Raw genomic sequence first — 18901 nt, 5'->3', positions numbered from 1 at the left:
AACAATCGGTCCGCCGCCAGCATAGGCGCGGACGTTGCCAGCGGCGTTAGCCAGCGGCGCGGGGGCAGGCAAGGCGTTGACGGCGGGCGGCGCGCCCCGCATCGTCGCGGACGATGATCGAGAGCTTCCTCCTGTCCGTCGGCCAGCTTGGCGACCGTGCATTCCTGCGCGTGCTCGCCAAATCGGTGGCGCTGACGCTGTTGCTGCTCGCCGCCCTCGGCGCGGCGCTTGCGTGGGGGGCGCATTGGCTGACCGCCGACTTCCTGCTGCTGGGCGACGATGCCGGTACGCTGGCGGCGGTGGCCGCGGCGATCGCCGCGATCGGCATCGCATGGCTGTTGTTCCGCATCGTCGCGATCGCGGTCATCGGCCTGTTCGCCGACGAAGTGGTCGAAGCGGTCGAGGCGAAACATTATCCGGCCGCCCTCGCCACCGCACGACCGGTGCCGATCGGCCGGTCGTTGCGCATGAGCGCGACGTCGGCGTTGCGCGCATTGGCGGTCAATCTGTTCTTCCTGCCGCTCTACCTCGTACTGCTGGCGACCGGGATCGGGACGGCGGCGGTGTTCTTCGTCGTCAATGGCTGGCTGCTTGGACGCGACCTGTCGGACATGGTCGCCGCCCGGCACCTGCCGCCCGCGGCGATGCGCGCCGAACGGTCCGCCACGGGCGGGCGGCGCTTCGTGCTGGGGCTGGCCGGAACCGGATTGCTGCTTGTGCCGTTTGTGAATTTCGTTGCGCCCCTGATCGGCGCGGCGATGGCGACGCATCGGTTCCAGCGGCGGCGCCCGAGGGGGGACGGACATGCGTAGCGGTTTCATCGCGGTCGCCGCAGGGCTGACCCTGTCGGCTTGTGCCGGGTCGACCGCGCCAGTCGTCCGCCAGAACGCCCTGCCCGTCCCGCCCAAACCGACCTATGGCACCGTCGGCCTCGAACGGGTGCTGGGGCAGAACGCCAATGCACTGACCGGCCTGTTCGGCCAGCCGCAGCTCGACTTGACCGAAGGGGCGGGTCGCAAGCTGCAATTCGGGTCGAACATCTGCGTGCTCGACGCCTATCTCTACCCGCCGCAGGACGGGGGTGTGCCCGTGGTCCGCCATATCGATTCGCGCCAGCGCAACGGCGCACCGATCGACCGGGCAAGCTGCGTCGCCGCGCTGACCCGCCGCGAGGGTGGCCGCTGACCAATTTCCTTCCGCGACGGCACCGCCGCCGCCCACCCCATGCCGGAGTGAACTAATGAAGCAACTCGTAGCCTTCGACCTCGACGGAACCCTGGCCGAAAGCAAACAGCAACTGACCGAGGCGATGGGCGAAGCGCTCGCCGACCTGCTGGGCGTCGCGCATGTCGCGATCATCTCCGGCGGAGACTGGCCGCAGTTCGAAAAGCAGGTCGCCAGCCGCCTACCCGAACGCGCCGATCTCAGCCGGTTGTGGATGATGCCGACCAGCGGCACCAAGCTCTACACCCATGGCGATGGCCGCTGGAACACGGTCTATGCCGACCTGTTCGACGATGCGACCAAGGCGAAGATCCTCGAGGCGTTCGACGCCGCGCTGGAAGCGACCGGCTTCGTCCCCGAACAGACCTGGGGCGAGCGGATCGAGGATCGCGGCAGCCAGATCACCTTCTCGGCACTGGGCCAGCAGGCACCGATCGATGCCAAGGAACATTGGGACCCCAAGTTCGAGAAGCGCAAGATCATCCAGGCCGATCTGAAACAGCGCCTGCCCGGACTATCGATCAACATGGGCGGCGCCACGTCGATCGACATTACCAAGGAAGGCGTCGACAAGGCGACCGGCCTCGCCAAGCTGGCTGATATCAGCGGCATCGCCACCGACGACATGCTGTTCATCGGCGACGCGATCTTCCCCGGCGGCAATGATTATGCGCCGAAGGCGGCGGGCATGGACACGGTCAAGATCCGCGACCCGCAGGAGACGCTGGCGGTGATCGAGGCAATCGTCGCCTGCCAGAAGTAACCGCGCCCCCTGCCCCGCCGCGTGCGGGGCGGGTCTCGCGGCCCAAAGTTCACAAAGTTCACACTCGTGCAGCGTTGCGCGGTGAGACGCTTTCGCCCTGTCGACCGCGTTCTGCAACGGACCTGTGAAAGAGCGCTGTCGACGATAGGATAAGCCCTTCCCTGTAGGAAAGCGGCGTCCTGAAGGCTGCACGATGCGCTATTTCCGGGCGGGCGGGCGGTAGAAGCGGGAGAGCGCGTATTCGTTGCGTCCGCGATTGGTCTTCACCGCCAGCCGCTGCATCGCGTCGCGCAGGCCGATGGTCGACAGCAGCAACTGGACGGCGACGATCGCGCCGCGCAACGTCGGCTTCTCGGCAAGCGAGCGGCGGGCGAGGTGTCGGGCGATGCAGTCGTCGCCCTGCAGCCAGTGGACGACCGCGGCGCGGGCAAGGCCGCCGGCGATCTTCTTCGAACGCGGCATGTAGTAGGGGGCAAGGACGCCGTGCCGGTCGATGACGTCGGCCGCCGCGCCGCTCGCCAGCGCATCGACGAAGGCGTCGTGGCCGATGGCGGAGTAGAGTTCGTGTTCGGCGAACTTGGCCGCGGAGGCATTGACGCCGTCGCGGAACAGGAAACGGCGGTACAATAGCTGGTCGACATAGCCGAAATCGCCGATCCGGCTCAGGCGGCGGAACAGGTCGGTGGCCTGTGCGACGCGGAAAATGGGGCGATAGCCGCCCGCCGCCAGATAGGCCGAACGGCGGAACATCACCTCACCGTGCGAGATGCCGAAGCCGGCGATCATCGGCCCCTTGCGGATCGATTGCGTAGGCTGGATCACATAGCCCTTCCCGCCCTCCTCGACATTCTCGATCGCGCAGCCGACCGCGACGACGTCCGGGTGGGCGAGCAGGAAGTCGCGTTGCGCGCGGAGTCTGCCGGGCAGGCTCTCGTCGCCCGCACCATGGACGGCGATGAAATCGGTGTCAGCCGCCGCACACGCCGCCGCCATGGTCGCGGTGAAGCCTCGGTTGGGCTGGGCGACGACGGTCAGGTTCGGCGCCGACAGTGCGTGCAGTTCGGCCAGCGTGTCGTCGCGTGAACCGTCGTCGATCGCAACGATCCGCACGTCTTCGCAATCCTGCGCGAGCAGCGATTCGATCGACGGGCGCACCCGGTGGGCGCGGTTATGGAACACCGTGATGATCGTGATGCCTGCCATGGCCGCTTCCCCAAACGAAACGGGCCGCGTCTCCGGTCGGAGACGCGGCCCGCCCTATGCCAGTTACCGGCGCTTATGCGGCCAGCTTGCGCAGCACATATTGCAGGATGCCGCCGTTCAGGAAATATTCCAGTTCGTTGACGGTATCGATGCGGCACTTGGTGAGGAAGGTTTCGGTCGTGCCGTCGGCGCGGACCATGATGACCTCGACGTCCTGACGCGGGCGCAGGTTCGCGACGCCATGGATCGTGAAGGTTTCGTCGCCGGTCAGGCCAAGGGTCTGACGGGTCACGCCTTCGGCGAATTGCAGCGGCAGCACGCCCATGCCGACAAGGTTCGAACGGTGGATACGCTCGAAGCTTTCGGTGATGACTGCGCGAACGCCGAGCAGGTTGGTACCCTTCGCCGCCCAGTCGCGCGACGAGCCGGTGCCATATTCCTTGCCGGCGATGACGACCAGCGGCGTGCCGTCGGCCTTGTGGCGCATGGCGGCGTCGTAGATCGGCATGACTTCGCCGTCGTAGCGGCTCATGCCGCCTTCGACGCCGGGGACCATTTCGTTCTTGATGCGGATGTTGGCGAAGGTGCCACGCATCATGACATCGTGGTTGCCGCGGCGGGCGCCGTAGCTGTTGAAGTCGCGGCGGCTAACCTGATGTTCTTGCAGGAAAGTTCCGGCCGGGCTGTCCGCCTTGATCGAACCGGCCGGCGAGATGTGGTCGGTGGTGATCGAGTCGCCGAGGATCGCCAGCGGCTTGGCCTCGATGATGTCTGACGTCGGGTTCGGCGTCATCGTAAGCCCTTCGAAATAGGGCGGATTGGCGATGTAGGTGCTCGACGTCGGCCACTTGTAGGTGTCCGACCCTTCGACCGAGATGCCGGCCCAGTGCTTGTCGCCGGCATAGACGTTGCCATAGCGCGAACGGAACATGCCGTCGTCGATGTTGGCGGCCATGAGGTCGGCGACCTCCTCGTTCGACGGCCAGATGTCCTTCAGATAGACGTCCTGCCCGTCCGCGCCCTGCCCGATCGGGGTCGTCACCATATCCTCGGTCACGGTGCCCTTCAGCGCATAGGCGACGACGAGCGGCGGCGAGGCGAGGAAGTTGGCGCGGACGTCGGCCGACACGCGGCCTTCGAAATTGCGGTTGCCCGACAGGACCGAGGCGGCGACGATGTCGTTGCCGTTGATCGCCGCCGAAATCGGTGCCGCCAGCGGACCCGAATTGCCGATGCAGGTGGTGCAACCATAGCCGACGAGGTTGAAGCCGACCGCGTCGAGATCCTGGGTCAGACCCGCCTTGTCGAGATAGTCGGTGACGACCTGCGAACCGGGCGCCAGCGAGGTCTTGACCCACGGCTTGGGCTTGAGGCCGAGCTTGTTCGCCTTGCGCGCGACGAGGCCGGCGGCGACCAGCACCGACGGGTTCGAGGTGTTGGTGCAGCTGGTGATCGCGGCGATGACGACGTCGCCGTCGCCAATGTCGTGATTCTCACCCTCGACCGCGACGCGCTTCGGCGCGTCCTTCTTGTAGACCTTGGTCAGGTCGCCGTTGAACACGTCGTCGACGCTCGGCAGTTCGACGCGGTCCTGCGGACGCTTCGGCCCGGCGAGCGACGGCACGACGGTCGACATGTCGAGTTCGAGCGTGTCGGTGAAGATCGGGTCGACGGCGTTTTCGTCACGCCAGAAGCCGTTCGCCTTGGCATAGGCTTCGATCAGCGCGATCACCTCGGCCGGACGCGCAGTCAGGCGCATATAGTCGATCGTCTTGTCGTCGATCGGGAAGAAGCCACAGGTCGCGCCATATTCGGGCGCCATGTTGGCGATCGTCGCGCGGTCGGCGAGCGTCATCGACGACAGGCCCGGACCATAGAATTCGACGAAGCGGCCGACCACGCCCTTGGCGCGCAGCATCTGCGTGACGGTGAGCACGAGGTCGGTGGCGGTGATGCCTTCCTGCAGCTTGCCGGTCAGCTTGAAGCCGACGACTTCGGGGATGAGCATCGACACCGGCTGGCCGAGCATCGCCGCTTCCGCCTCGATGCCGCCCACGCCCCAGCCGAGCACGCCGAGGCCGTTGACCATCGTCGTGTGGCTGTCGGTACCGACCAGCGTATCGGGATAGGCGATCGTGCCCGAACCGTCGGTCGATTCCGACGACCATACGGCCTGCGCGACATATTCGAGGTTCACCTGGTGGCAAATGCCGGTGCCAGGGGGAACGACCGAGAAATTGTCGAGCGCCTTCGAACCCCACTTGAGAAACTCATAGCGTTCGATGTTGCGCTGATATTCCAGCTCGACATTTTCCTCGGCGGCGGTCGGCGTGCCGAATTCGTCGACCATGACCGAGTGGTCAATGACGAGGTGGACGGGAACCTGCGGGTTGATCTTGCCCGCGTCGCCGCCGAGCTTGGTAATCGCATCGCGCATCGCCGCCAGATCGACGACGCAGGGAACGCCGGTGAAGTCCTGCATCAGCACGCGCGCCGGGCGATACTGGATCTCGCGGTCCGAGCGGGCGTCCTTCTGCCAATCGACGATCGCCTGCGCGTCCTCGGGCGTGACGGTCACGCCGTCTTCGAAGCGGAGCATGTTCTCCAGCAGCACCTTCATCGAGAAGGGCAGCCGCGACACGTCGCCGAGCTTTGCCGACGCCTTTGCCAGCGAATAGTAAGAATAGGTCTTGCCGCCGACATCGAGCGTGTCGCGGGTGCCGAGCGTGTCCTGGCCGATAGCGGTCATGCGGATCCTTCCCAGTTGGTCGCGGGCGGGATCGATCGGCCGGGGGCCGTCGACGTGCATGCCGCCGCGGGAGGTTATCGAGCTGTACCGGTGGCCCTTAGCAACCGTATAAAGCGGGGGGAAGTGGGTGAATCGGCGTTCGGGACGCATGAACCCCATATCAAAGCAAAGCGTAAATGAATTAGATTTGCAATAGCAATATCTACATCGGACGTCCGGATGGTGCGAATGCTTGAACGCCCCCCCATATCCCGGTAGCCCTTTGGCTGGACAATGCAGGAACGCACGACGATGACCGAAGCTACCGAAGCGCCGCTGGATACAGCCTTACGGCGCGACGTCGAACGGGGATCGTCGTTTCAGTACCTGTCTGCTGATACGGCGATCGTCGAACGCATTCACGACGCCGTGTCGATCAGTTTACTGATCGACAGCATCCGCCCCTCCGGTGTCATATGGGATGACGACAATCCGCAGCCCAGCCGGGTCGGCCGGCGCCGGGTGATCGAGGAACTCGCATCGGTGCGGATGACCCCCGACGCCGCGAATGCATTGGCGATGGACATCCTCCTCGAACTGGCATCCCTAGCCCTGTCGACCGAGGTGCTGGAAAAGAACTTCGCGATCGTTCGATCCGCAGTCGAAGAACGGATAGCGAAGTCGGAGCAGGAGAATCACGATGGGTGAACTAGCCATCGTGCAGCATCTCCAATACAGCTACGTCCACGGCGCCTCCCCCGTCCACGAACCATTCGAACCGATCGCTCGATGGTTCGATGAAGACGACAATTCGCGCGAGCGGGAAGATGTCGTCGTCCGGCTGGACATATCTCCGCTTCGAAACCGGCGGCATTATCTGGGGGCGTGGACGCCTAAGCGGACGATGCGGCAGGACGATGCTATGGAAAAACCGCGTCGCCAATATCGTATCGGGTCGCTGCCTGACGGAGGCCCTGTTCCGCGCATCGGGTTCCTGAAGGGCGTGATCAGCGTCCCTGACGATTTCGACACGATGTTCCAGGACGAAATCCAGGCGATGTTCGAGGGGTGACCCCGGTTCTGCTCGACACGCATCTACTGCTGTGGGTAGCGGAGGAATCACCTTCGCTGCCAGTTGCGGTAAAGGCTCTGGTCGAAGACCCCGCGCAGACGATTTATTTCAGCGCCGCCAGCATTTGGGAAGTCGCGATCAAATGCCGGCAGCAACGGCCGGACTTTCTGATCGAACCTGCCGACCTGCATGCGGGGCTAATCGCGGCGGGCTATATCGAATTGCCGATCCATGGCCGCCATGCGGAACGGGTCCGGTGGCTCGATCCGATCCATGGCGACCCGTTCGACCGCATCCTGGTCGCGCAGGCGCTGGTCGATGGTATCACCCTCGTCACCTCGGACACGAAGGTCGCCGCCTATTCACCGGACATTCGCCTGCACCAGCGTCGCCGATAGCGGCGGAACGACGAACCGCTTTCCTACAGCCCATCTGTTCCCTTAACGTTCCAGCCCTAATCGAAAGGGACGGGCGATGGCGACATATCGGGTGCGGCATGACGGGTGGACGCCGCAGCGGCAGCGGGCGTTCCTGCGGGCGTTGAGCGAGACGGGGTCGGTGCGCGATGCCTGTGCGCGGGCGCAGATTTCCACCACCTCTGCCTATCGGATGCGCGACCGGTCGGTGACGTTCGACCGGGCGTGGCGGCGGGCGCTGGCCAAGGTCGCGCCGACGATCGAACAGGCGGCATATGAACGCGCCGTGCTGGGATGGGAGGAGCCGGTGTGGCATGGCGGCAAGATCGTCGGGCATCGGCGGCGCTATTCGGACAGCCTGTTGCGGTTACTGGTGACGCGCGGCATCGGCGATGGGCGGCGGGACGACGGGGAGCCGGTTATCGCGCATATGGCGACACAGGCGGAAACCGACGCCATGTTGATTGCCAACATCAAGGCAGCGAGACGTCGGATGGAGGCCGAAGCCGTACGGAAAGCCTTGCCTGCGCCCGCCCCTGCCGCCACCAGCGGCGCGGAACAGCAGGGGAATGGCGATGCAGGTGACGCGGATCGGGGGGCGGCGGGTCGCGTTCGTCATGGCCACGGACCACGAATATGGACCCTGTCTGGCTGAACGCTTCGTGCCGCTCATCACCGGGGTCGGGCCGGTCGAGGCGGCGATCGGGACCACGCAGGCGCTGGCGGGAATGGCGGAGTTGCCCGAGCTGGTCGTGTCGATCGGATCGGCGGGGTCGCGGCGGCTGCCGCTAGGGTCGATCTGGCAGGTTGCCAGCGTGTCGTGGCGCGACATGGATGCGACGCGGATCGGGGTGGCGAAGGGCGTGACGCCGTTTTCGGATCATCCCGCCGAGATGCCACTGGCGACGCCGCTCGACTGGCCGGTGGCGCGGCTGTCGACGGGGGCGAATATCATCGGCGGCAGCGATTATGATGCGATCGACGCGGATATGGTCGACATGGAGACGTTCGCGGTGCTGCGCGCGTGCCAGCGTTTCGGGGTGCCGGTGATGGGGCTGCGCGGCGTGTCCGATGGGCCGGGCGAGCTGGAGGCGCTGGGCGGGTGGACGGCGATGCTGGGGGTGCTCGACGAACGGCTGGCGGTGGCGGTGGATCGGTTGGGGTAGCGGCTATCGTCGGTCGTTGCGCCGTTGCCGCCGCCCGATCGCGGCGCGGGCGGCAAAGAATGCGACCAGCGCGACAATCGTGCCGGGAACGAGCACTTGGCTCAGAAAACCATGGCTGCACCCGCTGCCCGGCATGCAGTCGCCGAGGGCATCGACGAACAACAGAAAGGTGAATACGGGGGTGCCGACAAAGAAGGCAGCGAAGCACCCCCACCGCGTCCGCTGCGACGCCCCTTCGTAACCGTCGTGACCTTCGATCGCCATGGTCGCATGGTGAGACGTCGGACGGTTACCAGCAAGCCGCTGTTTCAAAACATGTTTGCGTGCGGCGGCAACCTACGCCCGGTCTAGGAACACCACGCCTGGCACCTTCAGCCGTGCCGCGGTCGGGCGCATTGGGCCGTCGACGGTGACGGTGAACACCGCCACGTCGCCGCTGCGTTCGTTGGCGACCAGCAACTGGCCGCTATCCTCGATCAGCAGGAAGAAGCGCGGCCAGTTGCCGCCGCAGTCGATATGCTGGGCGAGCGTCGCGGTGCCGTCTTCGGCAAGGTCGAACATGGCGATGCTGTTGTGACCGCGGTTCGAGGCGTAGAGGCGGCGGCCGGCGCTGTCGATCGCGATATGCGCGGCCTGCGACTGACCTTCCCAGCCGGGCGGGAGCAGCGAGGTGGTGGCGCGGGTGGTGAAGCTGCCATCGGCCTGTGCGTCGAGCGTGACCAGCGTGTTGGCGAGTTCGGTGACGACGTAACCGATCGGCAGCGTCGGGTGATAGGCCATGTGGCGCGGGCCGGCCCCGGCGGGGGCGCGCCACGCGACGACCGGATCGCCGATCTCGCCGCTTTCTAGCGGATAGGCGAAGATCGTGTCGGCACCGAGGTCGACCGAATGGCAGAAGCGATCATTCGGGGTGAAGCCGACCCAATGCGCGTGGGGGGCGCCCTGTCGATCCTTGTTGGGGCCGGTACCTTTGTGCTGGCGGACGATCGGCGGCTGGGGCAGGCCGGCGGCGAGCGGATAGAGCGCGACGGTTCCGGAAGAATAGTTGGCGACGGCCAGCAGGTTACCGCGATGGTTGAGTGCGACATGGCAGGGATCGTCGCCGCCGCTCGGCAGATCGGCAAGGATGCGACCGTCGCGATCGGTGGCGAGCAGCCGGCCGGCCGCCGATTCGCGGACCAGATAGCGCATCGTTCCCCGGCTGACCCCGAACGAAATGTCCTTGAGCGCGGGGTCGGCGGCGCCGACGCTCCAGCCGCGACCGCGCGCGGGCAGCTTGTAGAGCCCCTGCCCGCCCGGCCGGGCATAGGTGCCCGCGATCAAATCCATCCCGCCGCGCTGGGCCCGGGCGGGAATGGCGGCGAGCGTGGCGGTGGCGGCCATGCCGGCCAGGAGCGTGCGTCGGGTGGTCATCCCGACGCTATGCCCTTGGCCGGTCGTGCGCGCAATCAGGCGGCGGTGAACACGCCGCAGGCGATGCGCCCGCCCGAATTGCCCGACGGGTCGGTCTTATAGTCATCGGCATTGGCATGGATGACGAAGGCCGAACCATCGGCGTCGAGCATTCCGTCGATCGTGCCGGCGGGCAGCGTGATCGTGACCGATCCGGTGCCATCGGCGCCGATGGTCAGATTGGGTGCGTCGCCGGCATGGGGGCCTGCCGGATTGCTGGTGCCGTGCTGCTTCGAGGTCGGGTTCCAGTGGCCGCCGGCGGTGGTGAAATCGGGCGCGTCGCAGCGGCCGGTGGTGTGGACATGCGCGCCGTGGATGCCGACGGGCATGCCGCGCGCATCGATGCGGATCTGGATGCCCCCATTCATTTCGGTGGCGGTGACGGTGCCGACATCGGCCCCGGTCGCGGTGCGCAGCGGTGCGGTGGCGCTGCGGCCGGCGGTGGCGCCGGCTCCGGTGGTGGTGGTGCAGCCGGCGAGCGCGGTGGCGGCAAGGGCGGTCAGGATGGTGGCACGCAGCATGGTCGCAGTCCCCTTTGATCTGGAGGCGGAATGATCGGAGATGGTCGGCGGTTCCTTTAATGCGGCATCGCGCCGGCGAGCAGCAGCGGGTCGATGCGCGCGTCGTGCCACTTCATGCTCCAGTGGAGATGCGGGCCGGTGGCGCGACCGGTCGCGCCGATCGCGCCGACGACCTGGCCCTGGGCGACGCGGTCGCCGGGCTTCACGTCGATGCGCGACAGATGCAGGAAGGCGCTGTTCAACCCCATGCCGTGGTCGATCATCAGCAGATTGCCTTCGAGGGTGAAGGGCGTGGGCGCAGCGAGGATGACGACCCCGTCGGCGGGCGCGACGACGGGCGTGCCGGTCGGGCGGGCGACGTCGACGCCCGAATGATAGGCGCCGGGTTCGCCGGCATAGATGCGCTGCGATCCGAACAGGCCGGAGATGCGGCCGGTAACCGGCCAGACGAAGCGCTGCCGCCAGCCCTGCGCGTCGGTCGCCTCGTCTCGGGCGGCGGCGATCTGCGCCAGTTCGGGGGCGCGGCGGCGCTGGAACTCGGCGGAGGGTTGCGACACGCGCGGCAGGGTCGGCAGCCGTTCGATCCGCCATGCGCGCGGGGCGATAGCGAGGGTGCGGACCAGCGGGCGGCCATCTGGCAGCGTCGCCAGCAGCGTGGCGGCGGGGCCGGCGTCGCGATCGAACGCGATCAGGAACGCGCCGTCGGGGGCGACGGCTACGGGCTGCCCATTGAGGGTCAACGTCGCGCCGGGCGGGACCCGTCCGGTCATTGCCGCGCCCTGCCCCGGCGTACCGTCGAGCGTGATCGCGGGCTGAGCCGCCAGCAGCAGCGCGGCGGCGAGCACGATCACTGCGGCGCCAGTGCCTTGGTCGAGGCGTCGGCGTCGACATAGGCTTCCTGCCGATCCGCGCTCCAGTAGCGCAGTTCGTCGAGCGGAATGCGCGCGCCGGTGACCGCACAGGTCACGAAGTCGCCATCGACCAGCACCCGGAAATTATTGGTCAGATATTGCAGCTTCGCGGGGCGGCTTTCGGATTTCAGCATGGGGTTCCGGTTCTAGAGCAAGGTGGGTTGCGTCGGTTCGACATAGGCGCGGCCGGGGGTGCGCTCAACCTTCGCCTCGAGCACGCCGTCGCCGAAATGGAGCTGCAGCGCGCCTGCCGATCGGGCTTCGGCGGCGGAGGTCACCGTCTTGCCGCTGGAGCGCGCGGTGACGCGGACATAGCCTTTTTGCAGCAGATTGTCGGGATCGACCTGCGCCAGCATCCGCGCCGTCCCCTCGAACTGCGCCCGCGCCTGCGCCAGCCGCTGGGTGAGCATCGCCGGGCGGAGCGCATGGCCGTGGCGGTCGAGATTGCGGCGCGCGGTCGCGACGCGGCGTTCGAGCGCGAGCGACAGGCGGGCGGCGACATCGTCGAGCCGCTGGCGCTGCGGCCCGAGCAACGCGTCGCGGCGGGGCATCACGCGGACCAGCGCCGCCAGCTGCTCGGTGCCGCGCTGGTGATAGCGGCGGACGATGCGCTGGGTGCGCAGCGACAGGGTAGCGATGTTGTGCGCGAGTTCGGCGCGGACCGGCACCGCGATCTCGGCCGCGGCGGTCGGGGTCGGCGCGCGCAGGTCGGCGGCATGGTCGCACAGCGTCGTATCGGTCTCGTGACCGACCGCCGAGATGACCGGGATCGGCGAGCCGGCGACGGCGCGGACGACGATCTCCTCGTTGAACGACCACAAATCCTCGATCGACCCGCCGCCGCGCGCGACGATCAGCAGGTCGGGTCGGTAAATGGTGTTTTCCCCGTCGCCCGCCGTACCCTGGCGGAGGCCAGGGTCCAGTTGGGTGACGTCCGAGGCTCCTTCCGACTGGTCCGTAACTGGGCCCCGGCCTCCGCCGGGGTACGGCCTTACCGGAAGCGCCCCGAACCCTTGGACCGCCCGCGCGATCTCCGCCGCCGATCCTTCGCCCTGCACCTTGACCGGCCAGACGATGACATGGGTCGGGCAGCGATCCTCCAGCCGGTGCAATATGTCGCGGATCACCGCGCCGGTCGGCGAAGTGACGATGCCGATGGTGCGCGGCAGGAATGGCAGGCGGCGCTTCTTCGCCGGGTCGAACAACCCCTCCCCCGCCAGCTTTCCTTTCAGCTTTTCGAGCAGCGCCATCAGCGCGCCCTCGCCGGCCAGTTCCATCCGGTCGATCACGATCTGGTAGCGCGAGCGGCCGGGATAGGTGGTCAGCTTGCCGCTGGCGATCACCTCGACCCCGTCCTGCGGGGTGAACGGCAGGCTGCCCGCCGATCCGCGCCACATCACCCCGTCGATCAGCGCCGAATCGTCCTTCAGGCACAGATAGACATGGCCCGATGACGCGCGCTTATAGCCCGAAATCTCACCGCGCAGGCGGACGCGGCCGAATTCGCCCTCGACCATGCGTTTGAGGCGACCGGCCAGTTCGGACACGCTTTCGGGCGCGGCGTTGTCGCCGGGCTGTTGCTCGGCTACGAGCCGGCTCGACTGAAAACCGGGGAAGCGATCGTCCATGAATGTCCTGTTGATCGGATCGGGTGGGCGCGAACATGCGCTGGCGTGGAAGCTGGCGCGTTCGCCGCTCCTAGGTACGCTTTATGCCGCACCGGGCAACCCCGGCATCGCGCAAGTCGCCACGCTAGTCCCGCTCGACGTCGCCGATCACGCCGCAGTGGTGCGGTTCTGCGTCGAACAGTCCGTCAAGCTGGTGGTGGTCGGACCGGAAGCGCCGCTGGTTGCGGGCCTCGCCGACGATTTGCGCGCAGGTGGCATCGCGACCTTCGGTCCGTCGGCTGCCGCCGCGCAGCTCGAAGGGTCGAAGGGATACACCAAGGATCTGTGCCGCGAGGCGGATATCCCGACCGCTGGCTATGTTCGCGTCACCGATCTCGACACGGCGATTTCGGCCCTCTCCCCCTTCTCGCTGCCGGTGGTCATCAAGGCCGACGGGCTGGCAGCGGGCAAGGGCGTGACGATCGCGATGGACCGGACCGAGGCAGAAGAGGCGCTGGCCGCAATCTTCGAAAAGCCCGGCGGCGAGGTGGTGATCGAGGAATTTCTTAGCGGTGAGGAAGCCAGCCTGTTCGTGCTGACCGATGGCGTGTCGCTGATGCCGTTCGGATCGGCACAGGATCACAAGCGCGTCGGCGACGGCGACACCGGCCCGAATACCGGCGGCATGGGTGCCTATTCGCCCGCGCCGGTGCTGACGCCCGAGCTGGAGCGACTGGCGATCGATACCATCGTCCGCCCGACCGTCGCGGCGATGGCGGCGCGGGGCACGCCCTATTCCGGGGTGCTCTATGCAGGGCTGATGCTGACCGAGCGTGGCCCCAAGCTGATCGAATATAATGCGCGCTTCGGCGATCCCGAATGTCAGGTGCTGATGGCCCGGCTCGACAGCGACCTGTTGCCGCTGTTGCTGGCGGTCGCCGAGGGTCGGCTGGCCGAGGCGGAAGCGCCGGTTTTCTCGGGCGATAGCGCGCTGACGGTGGTTATGGCCGCGCCCGGATATCCCGGTACGCCCGAGACCGGCCGTCCGATCGGCGGCATTGATGCGGCGGAAGCGGCGGGCACGACCGTGTTCCATGCCGGAACCCGGATGGGCGATGCGGGCGTTGTCATTGCCGGAGGCCGGGTGCTGGCCGTCACCGCGCGCGGGGCGACCGTCACCACCGCACAGGCGGCGGCGTATCGCGGTGTCGATGCGCTCGACTTTCCGGGCTTCTGCCGCCGCGACATCGGCTGGCGCGAAGTCGCGCGTGAGAATGAGAACAAGCAGGATTGAACCATGCAGGATAGCGGTACGACCCCGTTGCAATCGCCGGGCTTTCTGGGAACGCTGACCACGGTGCATTTCGTCATCATCGCCATTCTGGCGGTGCTGGCGATCATCGGCATCCTGTATGGCATGAAGCTGTCCCGCGAACGGCGGGCGGCGACACGCGAACTGGAAGAAGCAGGGCATCTGGAGCGGACCGGCGATGCGCCGAGCGAACCGGTGGCGCCGCCTGCGCCGACGCAGGTCGAACCGGTTGCGCCGGTCCTGCAGGAACCCGTCGCGCAGGGCATGCCGGAACCCGTCACCACGCCGCTGGAACAATCGGTCGTCCCGCCGGAACCGCCGGTGGTTGCCGCCGAACCGGCCCGGGCGCCCTTCGTCGAGACCGCCGCGCCGGTGGTGCCGCCCACGCCGGCGGGTACCGACCTGACGCGGTTGAAGGGACTGGGTCCCAAGGTCGCGGCAATGCTGGTCGAACAGGGGATCCCCGATATCGCGACGCTGGCACGGCTGCAACCGGGCGAGGCGGACGCGGTGGCGGCGCGGCTTGGGGCCTTCGCGCCGCGCATGGCGAAGGATCGCTGGGTCGAACAGGCGCGCTATCTGGCCGCCGGGGATATTGCCGGGTTCGAGGCGGTGTTCGGGAAATTGTAGTAGGGGCTTAGCGGTTCGTCCTCACCCTTCCTCGGCTCCGCCAGGTAAGGAGGGTGAGGGTGATAGATCGTGACGATCCGTCAGCCCGATCGTGCGAAGGCCGGCTTTCGCCGAGACGCTCGCCGCTCCAGCCGCCGTTTCGCTGCCAGCACGACGAACAGCATCGCCGGCCAGAACACCGAATAGATGAAGTCGGCCGTAGTATCGTCCCACCGCCACGACCCGAAATTCAGCCGGTTCAGCACCTCGTTCGCTGTCGCCACGACGATCACGATCAGCAACGGGACCGGATGCGACAGCGGATAACGGGTAATGAGTCGCGCGAATATCAGGACCGCCATGCCGGCGTGAATGTGCAACACCGGGTCCGACGCATCGGTGTTGTCGCGGATCCACTGTATCAGCGCCGCATATTCCGATGAAATCTGCATGGTCGGAAACTACCATCCGACTATATTGCAACGCAACATTCGCATCGCGTCGCAGCATCGTCCAATGGTCTACTCGACCTGTTCCACCAACAGCTTGTCGATCTTGCGCCCGTCCATGTCGACGATCTCGAAGCGCCAGCCCTGCTCGTTGAAATGCTCGCCCTCGGTCGGGAGGTGCTTGAGGATGGCTAGCGCGAGGCCGGCGACGGTCGCATAGTCGCGGTCCTCGGGCAGGTCGATGCCGATGCGTTCGGCAAGCTGGTCGGCCGGGGTCTGGCCCGAGACCAGCAGCGATCCGTCGTCGCGGCGGACGATGTGCGGGTGATCGCCCTCCTCCGCGTCCGATGCGAAATCGCCGGCGATCGCGCGCAGCAGATCGGCGGGGGTCACGATCCCTTCGAAATGGCCATATTCGTCATGGACGAGGCCCATCGGCACGGCGGCGCGGCGGATCGCCTGCAACGCATCCATGGCGTCGACCTGATCGGGGAGCACCGGCGCCTCGTGCAGCAGCGTGCGTAAGTTCAGGGGTTCGCCCCGACACAGCGCCGCGACGATATCGCGCGCCTGTACCACGCCGATCACGGCGTCGACCGATCCTTCGGCAATCGGCAGGCGGGTGTGCGGCGTCGCCGCCATCGCCGCGCGGATGCCGGCTTCGTCGAGGGTGACGTCGAGCCATTCGACCTCGGTGCGTGGCGTCATGACCTCACGCACCGGCCGGTCGGCGAGGCGGACGACGCCCGAGATGATCGAGCGTTCATGCTCCTCGATCACCCCCGACTTGCTGGCTTCGGCGACCAGCAGATGCAGTTCCTCCGCCGTCACCCGGTTTTCGGACTCGCGGTTCATGCGCAGCAGCTTGAAGATCAGCGACGACGTCGTGTCGAGCAGCCAGACGAACGGCGCGGTGATTCGCGACAGCCACAGCATCGGCAGCGCGACCAGCACCGCGATCGGCTCCGGGCTGCGCAGCGCGAACTGCTTGGGCACCAGTTCGCCGATGACGAGGCTGGCGAAGGTGGTCACGCCGATCACCACGCCGAAGCCGACATTCTCGGCCAGCGAGGGGGGCAGGCCCAGCAAGACCAGCCGTTCGCCGACCGGCCCGCCGAGGCTGGCCCCCGAATAGGCGCCCGACAGGATGCCGATCAGGGTGATGCCGATCTGGACGGTCGACAGGAACTTGCCGGGATCGTCGGCCAGCCGCATCGCGGTGGCGGCACCGCGCCCGCCGGCGCGCGCCAGTCCCTCCAGCCGGGCCTTGCGCGCGGACACGATGGCGAGCTCGGACATGGCGAACACGCCGTTCAACGCCACCAGCGCGAGGATGATGACGACGTCGAACCAGGGGAAGGGAGAGAGAGGTTCCATCGAACTGGCCCACCCATGCCGCAATGCCGCGTCCGGCACAACCGGCGAGTCGTGCCCGCGACACGATTTGATGAACGCTTCGGTCAGCGTCCGTTCAAAACGGTTGCGGAACAACGACCCGCCTGCCCGGTTTTTCCGGGCGACGACGAAATCGAATACCATGGAGGACATAATGGCGGCTCGTTCGAAAATGTGGGTGGCCGGCGCGCTCTCGGCAGCGATGCTGACTTCGGCCTGCGTCACCGACCCCGAAACCGGGCAGCGGAGCATCTCGCGCGCGGCGATCGGTGGCATCGGCGGCGCGGTCGGCGGCTATCTGCTCGGCGATCTGGTCGGTGGACGGCGCGACCGGACCGAAAAGATCCTCGGTGCGGGCATCGGCGGTTTGGCTGGGGCCGGCATCGGCGCTTACATGGACAAGCAGGAGCGCGACCTGCGCGCCCGCACCGCCGGCACCGATGTCGAAGTAACGCGGCGCGGCGACGATCTGGTGCTGAACATGCCGTCGGGCATCACCTTCGCGACCGACAGCGCCAATGTGCAGCCGCAGTTCCGCCCGACGCTGGACCAGGTGGCGGACGTGCTGAAGGAATATAACCAGACCTATATCGACGTGTACGGCCATACCGATTCGACCGGGTCGGACGCGTACAACCAGACGCTGTCGGAACGCCGCGCGGGGGCCGTCGCCAGCTATCTGACCAGCCAGGGTGTGCAGTCGGCGCGGATCGGCACGCGCGGATTCGGCGAGACGCAGCCGATCGCGTCGAACGAGACCGAGGAAGGGCGGTCGGAAAATCGCCGGGTCGAGATCAAGATCGTGCCGATCGCGCAGAACGATCTGCGCTAATCTTCAGCTGCGGCGCTGCCCGAAGAAATCGCGGAGCAGCGCCGCGGCCTCGACCTCGCCGATCCCCGAATAGATGTCGGGCCTGTGATGGCAGGTCGGCTGGGCGAAGAATCGCGGGCCGTGGGCCACCGCCCCGCCCTTGGGGTCGTCGGCGCCATAATAGAGCCGGGCGAGGCGGGCATGGGCGATCGCCCCGGCGCACATCGCACAGGGTTCGAGCGTGACCCAGAGGTCGCAGTCTTCCAACCGGTCGCGCCCCAACGCCTGTGCAGCGGCGCGGATCGCGAGCATCTCGGCATGGGCGGTCGGGTCGTTGAGCGTGCGCGGCGCGTTGGCGGCGGTCGCGATCACCCTGCCCTGTCGCAGCACGACCGCGCCGACCGGCACTTCGCCAGCATCTGCCGCGGCGCGGGCGGCGGCGAGCGCCGCCTGCATGGGGGATGCGTCGAACATCGCGCATCCCTTGCCATCCGGGACCGGCGGCGGCCAGCGGGTTATTGTGCGTTGGCGGGGCGCTCGACCGTGATCGCGGGCACCTCGACCGTGCGGTTGACGGTGCCGACATCGACCCGGCCGACATCGACGTCGAACTTCGGCGCCTGCCCGCCCTCGACCCGCACCTGCGGCATCGATGCCGGGCGCGTCTGGTCGACGCTGATGAAACCAAAGGCCATCAGGGCGGCGACGATCAACGCCGCGACGCCCAGCAGAACCAATATTGCGCGCATTCCGCCACTCCCTTGCGACTTGCCACTATCCGAATCGATGGCGTAACAACGCGGTGGCGGCGGCGAGGGTTGCACGCGCGGCGGACGGTTGACGTCCGCGCCGTTCGACGCTATCCGCGCCGTCTTTCCGGGGCATGTGTCCCGACACAGAATCAGGATCAACGATCATGTCGCGCATCTGCGAGCTGACCGGCAAGGGCCGGCAGGTGGGTCACAATGTTTCCCACGCCAACAACAAGACCAAGCGCACCTTCCTGCCGAACCTGCAGAATGTGACGCTGATGTCGGAAGCGCTGGAGCGCTCGATCCGCCTGCGCGTGTCGACGCACGGCCTGCGCTCGGTCGAGCATGTCGGCGGCCTCGACAACTGGCTGCTCAAGACCCGTGACGACGACCTGTCGTTGCGCGCCCGTCGCCTGAAGCGCGACGTCGCCAAGAAGGTCGCTGCCGCCGCCGCGTAAGCGGTTCGGGTGACGCGAGATATGCCCCCGGCGCCCCAGCGGCGCCGGGGGT

At 67.1% G+C, this 18901-nt stretch carries 24 protein-coding genes; 12 read left to right on the top strand and 12 right to left on the bottom strand.

Annotated elements, in window-relative coordinates; all coding sequences use genetic code 11:
• Window positions 1-113 precede the first annotated feature (113 nt).
• Genes AAIO73_RS15255 through AAIO73_RS15245 form a run of 3 tightly spaced genes read left to right on the top strand, consistent with a single transcriptional unit; the run spans window position 114 to window position 1987 of the window.
• Entirely contained in the window at window positions 114-812 is a 699-nt protein-coding gene (locus tag AAIO73_RS15255; protein WP_345879050.1) for an EI24 domain-containing protein, read from the top strand.
• Window positions 805-1185: a hypothetical protein gene (locus tag AAIO73_RS15250; protein ID WP_345879049.1), complete on the top strand. Its 381-nt coding sequence runs from the start codon at window positions 805-807 to the stop codon at window positions 1183-1185. The genes AAIO73_RS15255 and AAIO73_RS15250 overlap by 8 nt, the downstream gene beginning before the upstream one ends.
• A gap of 55 nt (window positions 1186-1240) precedes the next feature.
• A complete protein-coding gene (locus tag AAIO73_RS15245) occupies window positions 1241-1987 on the top strand; it encodes an HAD-IIB family hydrolase (protein ID WP_345879048.1) in 747 nt (248 codons plus the stop codon).
• 198 nt (window positions 1988-2185) lie between these two features.
• On the opposite strand, the gene AAIO73_RS15240 is transcribed toward AAIO73_RS15245, so the two are convergent.
• Together AAIO73_RS15240 and acnA are read right to left on the bottom strand one after the other, a co-directional pair.
• Window positions 2186-3190, bottom strand: a complete 1005-nt coding sequence (locus AAIO73_RS15240) for a glycosyltransferase (protein WP_345879047.1) — start codon at window positions 3188-3190, stop codon at window positions 2186-2188.
• Between the two features lie 73 nt (window positions 3191-3263).
• Window positions 3264-5939 (bottom strand): aconitate hydratase AcnA, encoded by a 2676-nt coding sequence (acnA, locus tag AAIO73_RS15235; protein ID WP_345879046.1) that lies wholly within the window; start codon window positions 5937-5939, stop codon window positions 3264-3266.
• 291 nt (window positions 5940-6230) lie between these two features.
• On the opposite strand from acnA, the gene AAIO73_RS15230 reads away from it, so the two are divergent.
• From AAIO73_RS15230 to AAIO73_RS15210, 5 genes are all read left to right on the top strand, one after another.
• Window positions 6231-6626 carry a hypothetical protein gene (locus tag AAIO73_RS15230; protein ID WP_345879045.1) on the top strand — a complete coding sequence of 132 codons (396 nt, stop codon included), beginning with the start codon at window positions 6231-6233 and terminating at the stop codon, window positions 6624-6626.
• The gene (locus AAIO73_RS15225) at window positions 6619-6990 is read left to right on the top strand and encodes a hypothetical protein (RefSeq protein ID WP_345879044.1); all 372 of its coding nucleotides are present in this window, start codon (window positions 6619-6621) and stop codon (window positions 6988-6990) included. Before AAIO73_RS15230 ends, AAIO73_RS15225 begins: the two co-directional genes overlap by 8 nt.
• On the top strand, window positions 6987-7388 hold the full coding sequence (locus AAIO73_RS15220; RefSeq protein ID WP_345879043.1) for a type II toxin-antitoxin system VapC family toxin: 402 nt from the start codon (window positions 6987-6989) through the stop codon (window positions 7386-7388). The genes AAIO73_RS15225 and AAIO73_RS15220 overlap by 4 nt, the downstream gene beginning before the upstream one ends.
• Before the next feature lie 76 nt (window positions 7389-7464).
• Window positions 7465-8061: a hypothetical protein gene (locus AAIO73_RS15215; RefSeq protein WP_345879042.1), complete on the top strand. Its 597-nt coding sequence runs from the start codon at window positions 7465-7467 to the stop codon at window positions 8059-8061.
• Window positions 7976-8572: a 5'-methylthioadenosine/S-adenosylhomocysteine nucleosidase gene (locus tag AAIO73_RS15210; protein ID WP_526023812.1), complete on the top strand. Its 597-nt coding sequence runs from the start codon at window positions 7976-7978 to the stop codon at window positions 8570-8572. Before AAIO73_RS15215 ends, AAIO73_RS15210 begins: the two co-directional genes overlap by 86 nt.
• Window positions 8573-8575: 3 nt before the next feature.
• On the opposite strand, the gene AAIO73_RS15205 is transcribed toward AAIO73_RS15210, so the two are convergent.
• The 6 genes from AAIO73_RS15205 to xseA form a co-directional block, all read right to left on the bottom strand.
• Window positions 8576-8836 carry a hypothetical protein gene (locus AAIO73_RS15205; protein ID WP_345879040.1) on the bottom strand — a complete coding sequence of 87 codons (261 nt, stop codon included), beginning with the start codon at window positions 8834-8836 and terminating at the stop codon, window positions 8576-8578.
• A 72-nt stretch (window positions 8837-8908) separates the two neighbouring features.
• A complete protein-coding gene (locus AAIO73_RS15200; RefSeq protein ID WP_345879039.1) occupies window positions 8909-9985 on the bottom strand; it encodes a lactonase family protein in 1077 nt (358 codons plus the stop codon).
• 35 nt (window positions 9986-10020) lie between these two features.
• Window positions 10021-10545: a superoxide dismutase family protein gene (locus tag AAIO73_RS15195; RefSeq protein WP_345879038.1), complete on the bottom strand. Its 525-nt coding sequence runs from the start codon at window positions 10543-10545 to the stop codon at window positions 10021-10023.
• Window positions 10546-10601: 56 nt separating this feature from the next.
• Window positions 10602-11396: a M23 family metallopeptidase gene (locus AAIO73_RS15190; protein ID WP_345879037.1), complete on the bottom strand. Its 795-nt coding sequence runs from the start codon at window positions 11394-11396 to the stop codon at window positions 10602-10604.
• Window positions 11393-11590 carry a DUF2093 domain-containing protein gene (locus AAIO73_RS15185; protein WP_345879036.1) on the bottom strand — a complete coding sequence of 66 codons (198 nt, stop codon included), beginning with the start codon at window positions 11588-11590 and terminating at the stop codon, window positions 11393-11395. Before AAIO73_RS15185 ends, AAIO73_RS15190 begins: the two co-directional genes overlap by 4 nt.
• Window positions 11591-11602: 12 nt before the next feature.
• Window positions 11603-13084 (bottom strand): exodeoxyribonuclease VII large subunit, encoded by a 1482-nt coding sequence (gene xseA / locus AAIO73_RS15180; protein WP_345879035.1) that lies wholly within the window; start codon window positions 13082-13084, stop codon window positions 11603-11605.
• On the opposite strand from xseA, the gene purD reads away from it, so the two are divergent.
• Window positions 13083-14357, top strand: a complete 1275-nt coding sequence (gene purD / locus AAIO73_RS15175) for a phosphoribosylamine--glycine ligase (RefSeq protein WP_345879034.1) — start codon at window positions 13083-13085, stop codon at window positions 14355-14357. The genes xseA and purD overlap by 2 nt on opposite strands.
• Window positions 14358-14360: 3 nt before the next feature.
• Window positions 14361-15005 (top strand): helix-hairpin-helix domain-containing protein, encoded by a 645-nt coding sequence (locus AAIO73_RS15170; protein ID WP_345879033.1) that lies wholly within the window; start codon window positions 14361-14363, stop codon window positions 15003-15005.
• Between the two features lie 80 nt (window positions 15006-15085).
• Here the strand turns inward: AAIO73_RS15170 and AAIO73_RS15165 are convergent, their stop codons facing one another.
• Complete coding sequence (locus tag AAIO73_RS15165; RefSeq protein ID WP_345879032.1) at window positions 15086-15436, bottom strand: hypothetical protein; 351 nt, start codon at window positions 15434-15436, stop codon at window positions 15086-15088.
• A 69-nt stretch (window positions 15437-15505) separates the two neighbouring features.
• The gene (locus AAIO73_RS15160; RefSeq protein ID WP_345879169.1) at window positions 15506-16810 is read right to left on the bottom strand and encodes a hemolysin family protein; all 1305 of its coding nucleotides are present in this window, start codon (window positions 16808-16810) and stop codon (window positions 15506-15508) included.
• Between the two features lie 172 nt (window positions 16811-16982).
• Here AAIO73_RS15160 and AAIO73_RS15155 point away from each other — a divergent pair, with 172 nt between their 5' ends.
• Window positions 16983-17660, top strand: a complete 678-nt coding sequence (locus tag AAIO73_RS15155) for a YiaD family glycine zipper/OmpA-like lipoprotein (RefSeq protein ID WP_242118125.1) — start codon at window positions 16983-16985, stop codon at window positions 17658-17660.
• A 3-nt stretch (window positions 17661-17663) separates the two neighbouring features.
• Here AAIO73_RS15155 and AAIO73_RS15150 read toward each other — a convergent pair whose 3' ends face one another.
• Both AAIO73_RS15150 and AAIO73_RS15145 read right to left on the bottom strand, forming a co-directional pair.
• Entirely contained in the window at window positions 17664-18113 is a 450-nt protein-coding gene (locus AAIO73_RS15150; RefSeq protein ID WP_345879031.1) for a nucleoside deaminase, read from the bottom strand.
• 41 nt (window positions 18114-18154) lie between these two features.
• The gene (locus AAIO73_RS15145; protein WP_345879030.1) at window positions 18155-18388 is read right to left on the bottom strand and encodes a hypothetical protein; all 234 of its coding nucleotides are present in this window, start codon (window positions 18386-18388) and stop codon (window positions 18155-18157) included.
• Window positions 18389-18555: 167 nt separating this feature from the next.
• On the opposite strand from AAIO73_RS15145, the gene rpmB reads away from it, so the two are divergent.
• A complete protein-coding gene (gene rpmB / locus AAIO73_RS15140; protein WP_345879029.1) occupies window positions 18556-18849 on the top strand; it encodes a 50S ribosomal protein L28 in 294 nt (97 codons plus the stop codon).
• Window positions 18850-18901: the final 52 nt, after the last annotated feature.

The sequence above is a fragment of the Sphingomonas epibiotica genome (assembly GCF_039615155.1).
In the GTDB taxonomy this organism is placed as follows: domain Bacteria; phylum Pseudomonadota; class Alphaproteobacteria; order Sphingomonadales; family Sphingomonadaceae; genus Sphingomonas.
The sequence above is the reverse complement of the archived record's forward strand: the minus strand, read 5'-3'. Positions and strand labels throughout refer to the sequence as shown.